Origin of the sequence: Capnocytophaga catalasegens (assembly GCF_026005215.1) — a bacterium.
GTDB lineage: Bacteria > Bacteroidota > Bacteroidia > Flavobacteriales > Flavobacteriaceae > Capnocytophaga > Capnocytophaga catalasegens.
On sequence record NZ_BPMA01000018.1, the window covers coordinates 37,217 to 52,800 of the forward strand.

Sequence of the window (15,584 nt, forward strand, 5' to 3'; positions counted from 1 at the left end):
ATTTTTTTATCTCTGTTACAAAAGAAATTTTGCAAAGTTTATAAATGTATCAGGAAATTATAAAAAAATAAGGACGAAAATACTTCGCCCTTACTATTTTCTATTTGCTAATATGTATTTTATCTTTTTTAAGTGCTATTTCTATTTTAATTCCAAAAATCTAATAAATTTTTAATCGCTTCTTGAAAAAGTCTAGGAGCCTTTATTCCCAAAATAAGTTGTCCCTTCTCATTAAGTAAAAATCCAATCTCAATCTCTATAATTCGGGTTTCTTTGCTTCCGTACAAAACTACGGTTCTAATAATTTTACTTTTAGGGTAATATTTTTTAATATAATGTTTCTCAATATAATCATAATTAGCCAATTCGGAAATTCCATTATGTCTAAACTGATATTTTTTTCCTTCAATATTAATTACCTCATTGCGATCAAAATCAAAAAGAATAAGGTCAGGAATGTGTATTATTTCATCTTTATTTCCTGCCTTGTATTTTTCCCGATCTTTATATTTTGCCAATGGAATAGGATCTCCTTGTTTTGGTATGAAGTAACCTTTTTCACTACCTGCGTGATTTTCAAAAATAGAATATCCTTGCGTAAAATTTTCAACCACCAAATGTATAAATATTGTTCCTAATTTTTCGCCATCTTTATCATATTTCCAATAACTTTTATTCATTTCTACTTTTGGAATAGTTAATTTATCTAATTCTATTCCTATTTTATTAGCAATTTGAATAAATTTATTGGTTTTTCCAATATGATTTTGCTCTAATCCGTGTTGGGTGATTACAATTCTCTTTTCCCAACCTAATTTTCTCAAAACAGCAGAAATAATACTCAAAGCCCCAATATTAGGGTCGTGAGAAAGTCCATTACTTTTAAAAAGCCGTCCCGATATTTCTATTTTATCTTTTTCTCTGTTTAACAAAATAGGTACATTTCCTTTGGGAGGATGTCTCATATTATTTTTAAAATCAATAACTTCGTCTATTTTTTCAAAAGGAATAAATATATCTTTATCAAGTTTTTTACCTAAAATTTCAACACCCAATGTTAAAAGTAGTCTTGTTCCAAAAATATAAGTTTCCGTTGGCTTTTCCTTTTGTTCTATCTGCAAATTATAAAGCATTATCTTTTTAGCGTTCGGATAATAACTATCAATAAAAACAAACTTTGAACAACGCTGATAAACACCTGTATTCCGACTTTCTTTATCATCCGTTTTTGTTTCTTCTATAGCATAAATAGGAATGTCTTTTTGTTTAGGTTCTTCTTTTTGATTAAAAATTAAAAAATCTGTAAAACTCGAATTACCAGAAACAGTTTTTATATAAACTTTATTAACCTTATTACAGCGAAATCCTGTTACTTCATAAGTAAAAGCAAACTTTCCACCTTGTAAAATAGGTAAAATTCTAATAGAATCAATAAACCCCGATAATTTATAATCCTGAGTGAATTTTTGTAAAATTACAGCAAGTACTTGTTTCTTAGGTCGTTCTTCTGTTAATATCCAAAGATTGTTCATTTTTCCAAAATATAAAGCTGTTCTCTAATATATTTTTTATGTTTACTTTCACCGTTATTATTGCTTTTAAAACGTAGATAATCAAATTCTACTAATTCTACTTTTCCACATTTTTGTAGCACTGAGAAAATATCTTTTTCTTTCATAATTCCCTCTGAGTTGTAACTAAGAACTAAATATTTAAACTTTCCTTTCAGAGCAATCTTATTTAATTCTTCTAATGCCGTTTTAGAATTACAAAATTTAGACTTTTGTTGTTGATAATCTCGCATACCTGATACTCCCTTTATTTGTGGGTTATCATACTTTGCAATAGTTTCTAAAAGATGATAATTTGGAGCGTATTGCCGTTGGTTATAGGGCGGATCTAGATAAAAAATATCTGCTTGTATTTCTTCTAATAACTCAACAGAGTCTTGATTAAAAGATCTATTTTCTTCCTTATTAGTAATTAATTTTATAGGTCTTAAAACCATTTTCTTAACCGCTCTTGGATCCCATTTTTTATGAAAAGCCGCATAAACTCCTGCCACATTTGCATAGAAAGAAACCGATTCAAGCAAACAAGCAAGTAAGATAAAATATTCATTTATAGAGATTAAATTTTCTTCTTTCCATTGCTCTATTTGTAAACGAATGGCATCTATAATTTTTCCATTTTGATCCGAAAAAAACATTCTTGGTTGTTCCAATTTTTGTGTTCCAGTTGGCGTATAATTTTCATAAATAAACCCTTCTTTCCCTGAAATTTTATTAAGAAACGAAACAACTTTTTCTAAATTCGTTTCAAATAAATTTGTGCTGTCAATCAAAATATTTTGCAATAATTTCTCAAACAAATCGAAACTATTATTAGTAATATAAGCTCTTTGTAAGACATAGGAAAAATACATTAAATCAGAAGAAAAAACTTTATATCCTTTTGACTTAAAATATTGACCTACACTCGTGGTTCCCGCAAAAAAATCAAAAAAAGACTTTCCTTCTATATTTTTTATCTGCAGTGTATGATAAATTTTATCACACAAATTTTCTTTATTGCCTATATATCTCATTATAATTCAATATTGTTAATTGAAAATAAGTCTTGCTTTTTAGGTGGTTCATAGTTAGTTATTAGCACTTCAACACTTGCTTTTTTATCCCTGACAAGAGTTTGGTAATTAGAATTTGCATAATGAAAATCAATATAATTAACCCTATAATTAGGATTATACCTCAACCAATTTTTCAATATTTCATTTGACTTCCCTTTGTGTTCTAAAACATTTGATAATGCAAATTTTATATTTCTTCCATTTAGGTTATCTAATAAATCAAGTAATTGATATTCTTCTTTTTGTGTCCAACCTTTAAATCCTCTTTTACCATCATTATAAGTTCCTGTGGTTATTAAATAAGGAGGATCACAATACACAAAATCATTACTTTGTAGTTCTGAAAAATCAAATTCTGAAAAACATTTATCAGAAAAAACAGGTTGAATTTCTTTTATCCTATTGATAAAGGCAACTAACTTCTGTTTCATTTTAGGATTAAAACTACTTCGTTCTCTTCCAAAAGGATTATTAAACTCGTGATTATTATTAAAGCGAATTTGATGATTAAATGAAAAGGCAATCAAAACGAACAAATCCAAAGGATTTTTATTTTGATTATACTGATTTCTTAATGTTTTATACCCTGCTTCGTTGGTTTGTGAAAGATTTAATTCTTTAATTTTATTTTCTATATAGTTTGTTATTTTTTCTAATTCATTTTTTTGAAATATTCTATACATATCCACCAAAAAGGAAAGATTGTCGTTAAAAAACACCTTATTAGCAGAGACATTTATCCCTACATTACATCCTCCCGAAAATAAATCCACAAAATAGTTAATGTTTGTTGAAAAAAGAGGTAAAATTTGATCTAAAATTTTACTTTTCCCCCCTATGTAATTTAATGGTGATTTTATTATGTTTTTCAATGTCAACTCTTTTGTTTGCAAAGTTACAAAAATATTAAAATAAGGACGAAAAATACTTCGCCCTTACTATTTTCTATTTGTTGATTTCTATTGCCTATTTGGAAAGATACATTTTCCTTCTTGCATAGAGTTCATAGAATTAGTCATCTTTTGAGGTCGTCTATGAAAAAAGATTTATATTTTGGTAAAAGTTTTACCCCTCAAAAATAATCATCCAAGAGATACCGAATTTACCTTTAAAATCTCCAAAATAGCCAAAAAATTGCTCTTCCATAGGCATTTCTATTTCGCCCCCTTCGGAAAGTGCGTGGAAAAGGCGGTCAGCTTCGGCTTTGCTATCTACGGCAATACTCACATAGTTGTGATTGCCCGTAACAAGTTTTTGCCCAAGCGATTCGAAAATGTCCGACCCCATTAGTTTGTCATTTTCGCCTATCGGAAGTTCGATATACATAATGTGGTTTTTCTCGTTTTCAGGGACTTGCATTGGAGTTTCATCAGAACGAACCACCATTGTAAAATCGCCCCCAAAAGCCTTTTTGTAGAAATTAAACGCTTCTTCGCAATTCCCATTAAAATTCAAATACGGATTGATTCTTGTTGCCATTTTTTTATCGTTTTAATTATTAAGGGCAAAAATAAGCAGTCGGAACGAAAAAAATCTTGCCATAGGACAAGAAATAAATTCATTTACATTATTCTGTAGATAATCTTTCTATTTTTGCAAAAATAAATTCAATAATATCAGAAATTTACCCAATATGCTACAATCGTCTAAACGAATGGACTTACAGCCTATCGGTTGGCTGATGAAGCTCAGTCGTGCGTTTATTATTTTTACGGGGTTTCTATTATTAGTAGCATATTCCGTAATATTCTATGTCCTCTGCTTAAGTTATCAATCAGACTCAGAAGACTTGTTCATAGTTTTGTTTTTATTCGGGGCTACTACCTTATTTTTTTATATTTGGAATACGCAAGATAGTACGATTAAAAACGCAAGCCATTATGCAAATTTATGTAGATGAAATTGGGCTACATTATGTGCATCGGGATAGCAAGAAGACTTCTTTTTTGTACGATAAATTTCAGAAATCCGACAACCGAATGATTTCCGATGTGTTTCACAAAACCATTCGCAGAGGAAAATATATCGTATTTAAAATTGTTTTTTTCTATCCCAATGAAAAGGGTAATGTACGGCAACAATTTTTTCAAACAAAAGCAGATGCACTTTTCGCGTATATTTTTGCACGAAACGAGGCGGAACTTGAAGCCTTTTTCATTAAAAACATTGTACAACATCGTCCCGATTTACAGATTGATAAAGATATTTTCAAATATCATTATATCGATGAAAAAACATTGGTCTTTGACAGAGCAAAAAGAAAGAAAACTACTATATCCACTTTGTACATAATACTGATTGTAACAATAGTATTTGTATTTTTAATGATAATATTTTTGAATAATAACTAGTTACAAAATCTGGTTCAGGTAGAGCCAATAAGGCAAGAATTTAACTTATAATGCAATCTCCTTCCGAATCCTACTCAGGGATGTATCGGTAATTCCCAAATAGGTGGCAATGTATTTTAAAGGTACGCTTTGAATTACTTGTGGCTTGTCTTTGAGGAATTGCAAATAGCGGTCTTTGGCGGGAAGCGTAATCATCTCGAGCGAACGCTGTTGGGTTTGGAAGAGTTTTTCGGTCATAAAAAGTCGTCCCCATTCCGAAACTCCTGCAATGGAATGATACAACTGCTGAAAATCATCGAATTTCACTTCCCACGCTATGCAATCGGTCAGGGCAACGATGTTTTCAAGGCTTGACTGTTGCTTGAAGAGTGACAATTCATTGATAACGAACTCCTGCTCACAGAAAAAACCTGTAGTAATGTCGTTTCCTTCGTAATCGTGGACAAAACTCCGAGCAATACCACTTTCCAAAGTGAAATAGCTTCTAGAAACTTCGCCTTTTTGTAAAATAAAATCTCCTTTCTTGAAACTCACTTGCTGATGTGCCGCCTTGATTCGTTCAAGTTGTTCAACCGAAATCAGCGGATGAGTATAAAGTGTGGAAAAATTGAGTGTGGTTTGCATTTTGTATATAGTCTTTTAAGTTTTATGTTAAAAAAGGGCGAAAAATTTTTCGCCCTTACTATTACCTAACCCCTATTGCCTATTTGGACAAATACATTTTCCTTCTTGCGTAAAGCAGGTTGAAATTCATTCCTTCATAGTCAGAATGCTTTTCTGTATGGAAATTATCAAAATCCTATGGGTAAACATTCATCACTTGCAGGGATTTCTTATGATATACGCAGCAATATCCGTGCCGTAAGTGGTAAAAATTCAGCAGATTAGTATTAAAATGCTGTTAAAAACAAAAGACGCCGTGAGGGTGTCTGTGGGGTAGGGGTTGTATTGGTATTTTTTGAATATATTTTGAAAAAAATTGAGAACTCAAGATATAATAAAATTTGTCAATGAACAACTATTCTGTTATTATCGATAGTCATTACTCTTATCAGAAATGTCAAAACTAATTTCTAATCCTTCATTTATAGATTCTATTTCAAAATTTCCTTGATAATCTTCTTCTGAAATAATTTCGGCTGTTACAATCATTTTTGATCTAAATTTCTTTTCAAAACATTCAAAATTCTGTTCTAAATAATGATAACTCTTATCATCACTATCGTAGTACATAGTATCTTCATCATCCGTTAAAACACTGACTTCTATATCAACATCTCCTGTAACTTCAACTATAACATAGTCTTCTTTAATATCCACAATTTTATATTCTAAGTCTCCGACATTAACTTCACTAATGTGCAAATCATAGATTTCCTTCCAATTTACAGCGTCAAAATATAATGAAATATCATCTATGTTTGATTTGAACCAATCAATAAGTTCTTGTTTAAGAAAATTATAGTTCTGTGAAAACAGCAGTTTAGTAATATCAGATTTAGCCTTATCTAAATCTTTATATTTATCATCTAAATATTGGTCATAGTCACTTCTAATTGTCAAATTAGATAACGGACATTTAATAAAATCATTATCTATCGAAAACATAAAAGCACTCGAATTATTTTGAGATAAAAAATCTTTTATCAATTCCAAACTAAATGCATCGGGAAATTCTGATTTTTTCTTTCCTTCTCCAAAAGGAGGTAAAGAATTAAAATAGCAATCAAAAACTGGTTCTATGTCGATAACCTTGTATGGTATAAGTTTTATAATGTCTTTATTAATTAATTCTTTAAAATTATTAGTAAATTCGTCTTTAATTGAGGTTTCATTAATTTCTTTAAAGAAAACATCAAAAGCTTTACTATTCTTTAGGATACAGTTTTCCCAAGCTTTAATGAATTTTTGATGGTTTGAAGCAGCTTTATCAAGATGTTCAACAAATTTACTTTCCAATTCATTATAAGTGATTGCAGTAATATAAATTTCGATTATTCCTTTACTACTTAAACTCAATAAAGATTTTATTTTAGTTCCGTGTAAAAAGTTTTCTTTAATAAAAATACTTGTATCTAAAACTATTATATCCTTCATCATTACAATTTTTAAAATATATGACTTTATTTGGCATAAATTAAAAGGGTATGCTTTTTTCTAAATACAAAAATAATCTATATCTGTGAGTAAAAACATCCATTATATCAAAAAAAGCGCGAAAAAATTTTCGCCCCTACTATTGCCTAATCCCTATTTTCTATTCCCTACTTACTCAAATACATTTTCCTTCTTGCATAGAGCTCATAGAATTGGTCGTCTTTGAGGTCGTCTATGAAAAGAATACTCTCGCCGGTAGATTTCATTTCGGGTCCTAAACGCTTATCCACGTTCGGGAACTTATTAAACGAAAACACGGGCTGTTTGATAGCAAATCCGTCCAATTTCGGTTGGAAATCGAAATCGGTTACTTTCTTCTCGCCAAGCATCACTTTGGTAGCGTAGTTCACGTACGGCTCCCCGTAGGCTTTGGCGATAAACGGAACGGTACGCGACGCCCTCGGGTTGGCTTCGATGATGTACACCGTGTCGTCCTTAATGGCAAACTGAATGTTTATCAGTCCCACCGTGTTTAAGGCTTTGGCGATTTTGTGCGTATGGTCTTTGATTTGTTGCATCACAAACTCACCGATGTTAAACGGTGGCAGCGTGGCATTACTATCCCCCGAATGCACCCCACACGGCTCGATGTGTTCCATAATCCCAATGATATACACGTTTTCGCCGTCGCAAATGGCGTCGGCTTCGGCTTCGATAGCTCCATCTAAATAATGGTCGAGCAAGAGTTTGTTATTCGGAATTTTACGAAGCAAATCCACCACGTGTTCTTCCAATTCGTGCTTATTGATAACGATTTTCATTCCTTGTCCACCCAACACATACGACGGACGCACCAAAAGCGGGAAGTCCAACTCATCGGCTAACTTTAAGGCTTCGTCGGCAGTTTCGGCAACACCAAATTTCGGATACGGAATGCCCAATTCTTTCAATAAAGTAGAAAAACGCCCTCGGTCTTCTGCCAAATCCAACGCGTCAAAACTCGTTCCGATGATTTTAATGCCATATTTATGGAGTTTTTCAGCCAATTTCAAAGCGGTTTGTCCACCCAACTGAACGATAACACCTTCGGGTTTTTCGTGACGAATGATGTCGTAAATATGTTCCCAAAAAACAGGCTCGAAGTAGAGCTTGTCTGCCGTGTCAAAATCCGTAGAAACTGTTTCAGGGTTGCAGTTAATCATAATAGTTTCGTAACCGCACTCGGCAGCCGAAAGCACTCCGTGAACACAACAGTAATCGAACTCAATTCCCTGCCCAATGCGGTTAGGTCCTGAGCCTAACACAACTACTTTTTTGCGGTCGGAAACGATACTATCATTCGCTGTGAAAAGATTGCCGTTCGCATCACGAATTGGAGCTTCAAACGTAGAGTAATAATACGGTGTTTGTGCTTTAAACTCGGCAGCACACGTATCTACCAACTTATATACGCGGTTGATACCCAATTCTTCACGTTTTTTATAGACTTCACTTTCCCAACACCCCAACATATGAGCGATTTGGCGGTCGGCAAAGCCTTTTTGTTTGGCTTCCAATAGTAAATCTTTCGGAAGCGTTTCTATTTTATAGGTTGAAATTTCTTTCTCAATGCTGTATAGTTCTTCGTATTGCTTCAAGAACCACATATCTATCTTAGTGATTTCGTGAATTCTCGAAAGTGGAATGCCCATCGCGATGGCGTCGTAAATCACAAAGACTCTATCCCAACTCGGATTGGTAAGTTTGTCGATGATTTGCTCATAATTTTTGTATCCTTTGCCATCTGCTCCCAATCCATTGCGTTTAATTTCAAGTGATTGCGTAGCTTTATGAAGCGCCTCTTGGAACGAGCGACCGATACCCATTACTTCTCCTACCGATTTCATTTGCAGACCGATAGTGCGATCAGAACCTTCGAATTTGTCAAAGTTCCAACGCGGAATTTTTACGATAACATAATCCAACGTAGGCTCGAAAAGTGCTGAAGTGGACTTAGTGATTTGGTTAGAAAGTTCGTCCAAGTTATAACCGATAGCCAATTTTGTTGCAATTTTGGCAATCGGATAGCCTGTTGCTTTGGAAGCCAATGCCGAAGAACGTGATACACGCGGATTGATTTCTATGGCGATAATATCCTCATTTTCATCAGGAGACACGGCAAACTGAACGTTACATCCTCCTGCAAAGTCGCCAATGCTTCGCATCATTTTGATAGCCATATCCCGCATACGTTGAAATGTTCTATCGGAAAGCGTCATCGCAGGAGCAACGGTAATGGAGTCGCCCGTGTGGATACCCATTGGGTCCATATTTTCAATGGTACAGATAATTACCACATTGTCATTTTTATCGCGAAGAAGTTCCAATTCGTATTCCTTCCAACCCATTAATGCCTTGTCAATCAACACTTCGTGAATAGGAGAAGCCTCCAAACCACGTGTGAGAAGCGTATCGAAATCCTCCTTTTTGTACACCACAGAAGCTCCCGTTCCGCCCAACGTAAAAGAAGGACGAATTACCAAAGGAAAACCGAACTTTTGGGCAATTTCTTTTCCTCGAAGGAAGGAATTTGCCGTTTCGGACGGAGCCATCGGAATGCCAATTTTGTCCAAAAGCACACGGAATTTCTCGCGGTCCTCAGTAATTTGGATTGCATCAATATCCACCCCAATGATTTCCACACCAAAGTCTTTCCAAATCCCTTTTTCAGCGGCTTCAATGCAAAGATTTAAGGCTGTTTGCCCTCCCATTGTGGGCAAAACGGCATCAATATTGGGATGTTTTTTCAGAATTTCAACTATGGATTTGGTAGTCAAAGGCTTCAAATAGACGTGGTCAGCCATTGAAGGGTCAGTCATAATGGTGGCAGGATTGCTGTTGATAAGCACCGTTTCGATGCCGTCCTCACGTAGCGAACGCAACGACTGCGAACCTGAATAGTCAAACTCACAAGCTTGTCCGATAATAATTGGTCCTGAACCAATTAACAATACACAATTTAAATCTTTACGCTTTGGCATTTTTTCCTATGTTTTTAGTTTTTTTTCCAAATTTTAACGGCCTCATTATAGAGAAAATCAGCTCTTTTTTGTATTTCTTCCTCATTCCAATTTTCTAACGAAAGAAAAGGAACCAAAGTTTTTATTCCCGATGAATAAAGTGCCAAACCTCCTCTTTTATCTTTTCCTTTTTTCTTAGTTTTCCAATTCGCATCTCGGATTGATGAATTTAAAGACTGCGTAATAATAGCGAGGTTACCAAGAGTGAGTAATTTCCGATTTCTAAAATCTCGTTTCTCTTTATCATTTATTTTCCCCCAATTATTTTCCCATTTTTTAGGCATTAAGTGTTCCAGAGTATATTTTGAAATTCCTAAAAGGCGAGTACTATCCATTCCATTTCGCAATTTAGATTCTATAAAATATACAATCCCTGCTGCTTGTTTATTTACAAGTATAGCATTGTCAAATCCTTTTTTTAACTCTTCATCATTAGGAAAGAAGTTGATTTGGTCTTCTTGCCTCTCAAAAAAGTTTATGAACTCTTGCTTTGATAAAATTTCATTCTGAATGAGTCTATCGGTAAAAAGTTGATTATAATTTTTTGTATTAGCGTGAATTACCATTCTACGCATCACATAACTTTCTAATATTTCAAAAAGTTCATTTTGAGTATTTTTATCATTTTGAGTATTTTTCAGAACATATAAAATATACGGAATTAAAGTGGAAGTATCTAATCCAAAAATAATTGTCGTTATTCTTTCTATGCCATTATTTGGAGTAAGTTCAGTATTGACAACTTCATAATCAAAATTACCACTAAATATTTTTGCATAATCTTTTATCTCTAAAAGAATATCATTTTTGTTTAGATTGTAATTTTTTATAAGATTTTTGTAAGATTCAAAAAGCGTTTCTACTTTTGAAAATTCTATCTTATCTTCTGTTTTAATTTTTAAAGTTGGTTCTTGAATTTTTATTTGTAAATATGCCCAAAAAAATAAATCAATAAATGTTCTACGAATTCTACCAGTGGTTATTTCTCTATCCCAATAATTTTTGGTTTCATCATCGGCTTCAAATATATTTTTCCAATATTTTTCGTATAAATCTTTTTCCTCCCTACCAAAAAAATAATTTTTAAGTAATTCAGCAGTAGTTAACTTAACACCAAGAGAGTTAATAGTATCAAAAATTTGTTGCTCATCTTCTCGTTCATCAAGGTCAATTCCTACAAAAAGAATATTCGTTAAAATTTTACCAAAATCTAATTTCTCGGGATTTAAATTCTTTTTAAAATAGGTATAAGCCAAAGTGATATTATCCGTTTCTGATAAATCTTCTAATGTAGATAAATTTAAAATTATATTAAAATTTTCAACATCATTATGATTATGTAATAAGGAGATACTTTCATCAATTAGTTTAAAAATTCGTTCAAATCTCCCATCTTGATTGGTTTTCAAACACAAAACTTTAAAAAAGATGTTCAAAGTGGTTAATCTTTGTTGTCCATCAATCACAGTTCTTCGGTCTCCTGCCCTACTTACTGTTTGGGTTGGTTGTTGCTTTAGAATTACCGAACCTAAAAAATATGGTTTATCGGTCTCACTTACATTTTCCATATCTTCCAGTAGCCTTTCCCATTGGTCTTCCCCCCAAACATAAGCTCTTTGAAAAAAAGGAATTTCTAAAACCCTATTTCCATTAAAAATATCATTGATTGTTTTTTTTCCCGCTTCCATAACATTCTATCTTTTCTTAATTCTGTATCAAATCATAAATTGGTTTTTACATATCTCCGTTATCACTAATAAGAGTATAACTACTAATTTTTACAGGCAAAACATGAAAATATACAATTAAAAATCAAAGAGTTATATTTTTATTTTTGATAAATTATCACAAAAAAATCATTTATCACACCAATAACGGATATACAAATTAGTTTTCATCTTGATCTATTGCAAAAAATACAACAACTGAATTTTCATCTAGATTTCTCTCCTTTGAAGATATTTTCCAAGTAACGATAAGTCAAGTATCTGTCTCTTTCAAAGAACAACTCCGTTTCGTTTGATTAAAATTTCCCGTCAACTATCAAAGGGTACCTTCAAAAAACAGAAATTTTTAAAAAAAGGTGTTACCTAAAAAAGATAACACCTTTATATATTATAAAAATCAACCATCGACTTATTTTTTATGTCTTGGTTCTGAAGAAACTGTTAATTTTTTTCTTCCTTTAGCTCTTCTTCTTGCCAATACTTTTCTTCCGTTGGCAGTTGCCATACGCTCTCTGAAACCGTGCTTATTTCTTCTCTTTCTTTTTGAAGGCTGAAATGTTCTTTTCATAACGCTTTATACTTTATCTCTTTAAAAATTAACTTATATATTCTTTTACAATAGAAAATTTCTTAATTGAGGGCAAAAGTAATACTATTTTTTTTATTTACCAAATTTATCTGCAATAAAATAATTATTTTGTTGATATTTTATTCAAAATATAAAATCTTATCGAATTTTATCAAACCCATTACCATATACTCCCATAACATTTGTTTTGGTAACAAACGCTTGTGGATCTATTCTATCTACTAAGCGAAAAATAGATGTAGCTTCGGTTCTTCGAGCAATAACAATTACGACTTTTTGTGGTGTTTGCGAATACCACCCCGTACCATCAACTACTGTACATCCACGCTTTATCTCCGTATTGATATGAGTTGCTATTTCGTCATATTGTTTTGAAAATATAAATATCTGTACCGATTGCCTTGCTCCATTAAGCACCATATCAACCATATGCCACATTAGCGGTAACAAAATAAGTCCTAAAACAGTCTTTTCTAACGTTTCTGCCGTACTATCCAGAATAAAATAAGATGATACTACAATCAAAACATCAAGAATAAGCATAATACGAGCTAAACTTATCCGAAAATATTTTGTAACCAAAAAACCAAGAATATCTGTTCCGCCTGCGCTTCCATTGACCGAATACACTAAACCTAAACCAACTCCTGCCAAAAGTCCTCCCATTATTACAGATAATAAAGCATCACTCAACGGAGGATTTTCAGTAAAATAGGGCTGTAAATACACTTCACCATATCGAAATAGAATAGTTAAAATTCCTACTCCTATTATTGTTCGAAATGTAAGTTGCTTACTTATCATTCGAAAAGCAAGTAATAATAAAACTGCATTTACTATCAAATTAGTTTTCCAAACCTCAAAACCTGTTGCATATTTAATAATTGTAGCTATACCTGAGAGCCCTCCTGTTACTATTTTATTGGGTAATATAAATCCTGTATACCCTACTGTAAATAATATTAAACCAAACAGAATAACAAAATAATCTTTTATATAAAAAGATTTCAAATATTTCATTGGATAAATTCGCTTCTTTATCATCTTTTACTATTACTTAATTCGTTGGCAAATTTATTTATATTTCTACAAATGAAAAAACCTTTTCTGAAATATTTTAATCATATTACAAAAATTGTATATTTTTGAGGATTAAAAAAACTGAACACTTTGATGTTCAGTTTTTTTGTACATTTTAATATATTATTCAAGACCTCCTTTAAGGGTATCTTGCCAATTTCTAAGTTCTTCCCATTTGCCTTGATATGCTAATAATGCTTGTCTAGGCCAAGTAGTTGGTTTATGCATTTGAAAACGAGATCCTCCCTCGCTAAGAATTTCTGATAAAGTTTCTACAGATGTTTCTGAAAGAATTTTCCAAGTTTTTATACCTTTTTCTTTGAAAAGTTCTTCTATTTTAGGACCAATACCTTCAATTATTGTAAGGTCATTTTCTTTTATTTTCTTGCCTAAAAATTGACTTGCCAATGTTGCATCAAATAAACTCTGTATTTGTGATGGAACTGTATAAGACTCTATCGAAATATCATTTTTTGCCTCTTGACATTTTTTTAATCTTACTTCTAAATCCAAATTCTTTTTACGCAACACCTCTAACTCTTCTTCTAACTCTTTGGTTTCTAACTTAGAGAGTTTAATATTCTCTTCTTGACAACTATTAAGTTGTAATTTCAAGTCTTCATTCTCTTTGGAGAGTGTATTGAGACTTACTTCAAGTGGAGTCATTTTTGCTTTAAAAGAACTTTCAGCTTTCGATTTGCCGAACAAATAGCCCAGCAAAAAGCAAAATACTCCAACAATGATAGGAATTAACCAACACATATATTTATTTTATTTAATTATACTCTATTTTTCAATTCGTACGCTAATTTCTGCACGTCGATTTTTAGCTCGTCCTTCTTCTTTTTTATTTGAAGCAATGGGCTTGGTTTGTCCCTTTGATATTGTATTAACCGATTTTTCAGCAAATCCGTGAGCTACTAAGTATTTTTTTAGAGCGTCTGCTCGAAATTGTCCTAATTGTAAATTTTTCTTCGCATCACCTACATTATCTGTATGCCCTACAATTAGTACTTTAGCATTATCAATATGGTCTACATATTGAGCTATTTTAGCCAATTTTTCTCGTTCTTCAACTGTCAAATCAATTTTTGATTTTCCTGTATCAAAATAGATAATAAGTGGATTTCTATTCAAATTTCGACCAAAAGCTAATAATTCTTTACGAAATTTTTCTTTTTCTTCTTGACTTTTGGTCAAAATACTAAATGAAACTGCACCTTTCAAAAGCGGAGCATGCAAATTGTATGCATCACGTACTTCGCCCTTAGTCAAAAATTGGTTTGATGCTCCACCTTGTGCTACAAAGAAATCTTTAATAGTATTAGCTCGTGCAATACCTAAATTATCAAAAACTGATACATTTCGTTCTTCGGAGTGATAATATCCTTTTATTTCTAACATCTTATCTGGGTTAGAAACCAAATATTGATTTATTGCCAGTACACCATCTCTAATTCCCTGACTAAGAGGCTCTTCAAAATACAAAAGGGATGGTCGAAAGTTAAAATTATCATTACTTTCATAAGAGAAATTACCTTGTTTATCCTCCACTTTAAATTTTCCAAAAAAATCAGAAAGTTGTTCTACAGTAAAAAGAGTAGCTCCTCTTAATTGATTATTTTCATCGGTTATTAAACCACTTTCATGCTGTGTTTCGGTGGCAAGTTGATAACTTTCGATACCTTTTTCAATAAACCAATTTTTTACATTTTCTGCACGAGAAAGTCCTATTTGTTCAGTTTCTTTATCATTATACAAACCCTTTATTTTCAATAATTTATCAGGATTTATATTCAAAAAATCTGTTACGCTATCTAAGCTACTATGTAGTGATTCTGAAATTGATGCGAACCCCGATTCACCCTCCAAAAAGTGAAAATTTTTAGGATTAAAAACTACCTGTTTTTGCCCGTCTTTTATATCTAATGGAAATTTTTTTTCAATTATCCCATGACAACAAAAAAACCATTGCAAATAAGCACCTACAAATATTATAATTAGTGCTAAAATTACATAAATATTTTTCATTTGAATTCATTGAATTTTATG

At 32.2% G+C, this 15,584-nt stretch carries 14 protein-coding genes; 2 read left to right on the plus strand and 12 right to left on the minus strand.

Annotated features, from left to right (window positions below):
- Positions 1-146 precede the first annotated feature (146 nt).
- The 4 genes from OO775_RS05945 to OO775_RS05960 form a co-directional block, all read right to left on the minus strand.
- Positions 147-1,532 carry a hypothetical protein gene (locus OO775_RS05945; protein ID WP_264846129.1) on the minus strand — a complete coding sequence of 462 codons (1,386 nt, stop codon included), beginning with the start codon at positions 1,530-1,532 and terminating at the stop codon, positions 147-149.
- The gene (locus OO775_RS05950; RefSeq protein WP_264846130.1) at positions 1,529-2,587 is read right to left on the minus strand and encodes a DNA adenine methylase; all 1,059 of its coding nucleotides are present in this window, start codon (positions 2,585-2,587) and stop codon (positions 1,529-1,531) included. Before OO775_RS05950 ends, OO775_RS05945 begins: the two co-directional genes overlap by 4 nt.
- Positions 2,587-3,501 (minus strand): Dam family site-specific DNA-(adenine-N6)-methyltransferase, encoded by a 915-nt coding sequence (locus OO775_RS05955; RefSeq protein WP_264846131.1) that lies wholly within the window; start codon positions 3,499-3,501, stop codon positions 2,587-2,589. The genes OO775_RS05950 and OO775_RS05955 overlap by 1 nt, the downstream gene beginning before the upstream one ends.
- 193 nt (positions 3,502-3,694) lie before the next feature.
- A complete protein-coding gene (locus tag OO775_RS05960; protein ID WP_264846132.1) occupies positions 3,695-4,108 on the minus strand; it encodes a VOC family protein in 414 nt (137 codons plus the stop codon).
- A 154-nt stretch (positions 4,109-4,262) separates the two neighbouring features.
- Here OO775_RS05960 and OO775_RS05965 point away from each other — a divergent pair, with 154 nt between their 5' ends.
- Both OO775_RS05965 and OO775_RS05970 read left to right on the plus strand, forming a co-directional pair.
- Positions 4,263-4,529, plus strand: a complete 267-nt coding sequence (locus tag OO775_RS05965) for a hypothetical protein (protein WP_264846133.1) — start codon at positions 4,263-4,265, stop codon at positions 4,527-4,529.
- Complete coding sequence (locus tag OO775_RS05970; protein WP_264846134.1) at positions 4,510-4,980, plus strand: hypothetical protein; 471 nt, start codon at positions 4,510-4,512, stop codon at positions 4,978-4,980. Before OO775_RS05965 ends, OO775_RS05970 begins: the two co-directional genes overlap by 20 nt.
- 45 nt (positions 4,981-5,025) lie before the next feature.
- Here OO775_RS05970 and OO775_RS05975 read toward each other — a convergent pair whose 3' ends face one another.
- The 8 genes from OO775_RS05975 to OO775_RS06010 form a co-directional block, all read right to left on the minus strand.
- Entirely contained in the window at positions 5,026-5,604 is a 579-nt protein-coding gene (locus OO775_RS05975; protein ID WP_264846135.1) for a Crp/Fnr family transcriptional regulator, read from the minus strand.
- A gap of 405 nt (positions 5,605-6,009) precedes the next feature.
- Entirely contained in the window at positions 6,010-7,077 is a 1,068-nt protein-coding gene (locus OO775_RS05980) for a PIN domain-containing protein (protein ID WP_264846136.1), read from the minus strand.
- A 167-nt stretch (positions 7,078-7,244) separates the two neighbouring features.
- On the minus strand, positions 7,245-10,097 hold the full coding sequence (gene carB, locus OO775_RS05985) for a carbamoyl-phosphate synthase large subunit (RefSeq protein ID WP_264846137.1): 2,853 nt from the start codon (positions 10,095-10,097) through the stop codon (positions 7,245-7,247).
- 14 nt (positions 10,098-10,111) lie between these two features.
- Positions 10,112-11,824 (minus strand): DUF262 domain-containing protein, encoded by a 1,713-nt coding sequence (locus tag OO775_RS05990; RefSeq protein WP_264846138.1) that lies wholly within the window; start codon positions 11,822-11,824, stop codon positions 10,112-10,114.
- 448 nt (positions 11,825-12,272) lie between these two features.
- Positions 12,273-12,431 (minus strand): 50S ribosomal protein L34, encoded by a 159-nt coding sequence (gene rpmH, locus OO775_RS05995; RefSeq protein ID WP_002669412.1) that lies wholly within the window; start codon positions 12,429-12,431, stop codon positions 12,273-12,275.
- Positions 12,432-12,590: 159 nt separating this feature from the next.
- The gene (locus OO775_RS06000; RefSeq protein WP_264846139.1) at positions 12,591-13,496 is read right to left on the minus strand and encodes a YitT family protein; all 906 of its coding nucleotides are present in this window, start codon (positions 13,494-13,496) and stop codon (positions 12,591-12,593) included.
- A 159-nt stretch (positions 13,497-13,655) separates the two neighbouring features.
- Positions 13,656-14,294: a hypothetical protein gene (locus OO775_RS06005; RefSeq protein ID WP_264846140.1), complete on the minus strand. Its 639-nt coding sequence runs from the start codon at positions 14,292-14,294 to the stop codon at positions 13,656-13,658.
- A 24-nt stretch (positions 14,295-14,318) separates the two neighbouring features.
- Positions 14,319-15,563 (minus strand): OmpA family protein, encoded by a 1,245-nt coding sequence (locus tag OO775_RS06010; protein WP_264846141.1) that lies wholly within the window; start codon positions 15,561-15,563, stop codon positions 14,319-14,321.
- Positions 15,564-15,584 lie beyond the last annotated feature (21 nt).

What these genes read in the sequence shown, in the direction of transcription:
- OO775_RS06000 (WP_264846139.1), bottom strand. Translation starts at nt 13,496, where the DNA reads ATGATAAAGAAGCGAATTTATCCAATGAAATATTTGAAATCTTTTTAT.
- rpmH (WP_002669412.1), bottom strand. Translation starts at nt 12,431, where the DNA reads ATGAAAAGAACATTTCAGCCTTCAAAAAGAAAGAGAAGAAATAAGCAC.
- carB (WP_264846137.1), bottom strand. Translation starts at nt 10,097, where the DNA reads ATGCCAAAGCGTAAAGATTTAAATTGTGTATTGTTAATTGGTTCAGGA.
- OO775_RS05945 (WP_264846129.1), bottom strand. Translation starts at nt 1,532, where the DNA reads ATGAACAATCTTTGGATATTAACAGAAGAACGACCTAAGAAACAAGTA.
- OO775_RS05970 (WP_264846134.1), top strand. Translation starts at nt 4,510, where the DNA reads ATGCAAATTTATGTAGATGAAATTGGGCTACATTATGTGCATCGGGAT.
- OO775_RS06005 (WP_264846140.1), bottom strand. Translation starts at nt 14,294, where the DNA reads ATGTGTTGGTTAATTCCTATCATTGTTGGAGTATTTTGCTTTTTGCTG.
- OO775_RS05950 (WP_264846130.1), bottom strand. Translation starts at nt 2,587, where the DNA reads ATGAGATATATAGGCAATAAAGAAAATTTGTGTGATAAAATTTATCAT.
- OO775_RS05975 (WP_264846135.1), bottom strand. Translation starts at nt 5,604, where the DNA reads ATGCAAACCACACTCAATTTTTCCACACTTTATACTCATCCGCTGATT.
- OO775_RS05980 (WP_264846136.1), bottom strand. Translation starts at nt 7,077, where the DNA reads ATGAAGGATATAATAGTTTTAGATACAAGTATTTTTATTAAAGAAAAC.
- OO775_RS05960 (WP_264846132.1), bottom strand. Translation starts at nt 4,108, where the DNA reads ATGGCAACAAGAATCAATCCGTATTTGAATTTTAATGGGAATTGCGAA.
- OO775_RS06010 (WP_264846141.1), bottom strand. Translation starts at nt 15,563, where the DNA reads ATGAAAAATATTTATGTAATTTTAGCACTAATTATAATATTTGTAGGT.
- OO775_RS05990 (WP_264846138.1), bottom strand. Translation starts at nt 11,824, where the DNA reads ATGGAAGCGGGAAAAAAAACAATCAATGATATTTTTAATGGAAATAGG.
- OO775_RS05965 (WP_264846133.1), top strand. Translation starts at nt 4,263, where the DNA reads ATGCTACAATCGTCTAAACGAATGGACTTACAGCCTATCGGTTGGCTG.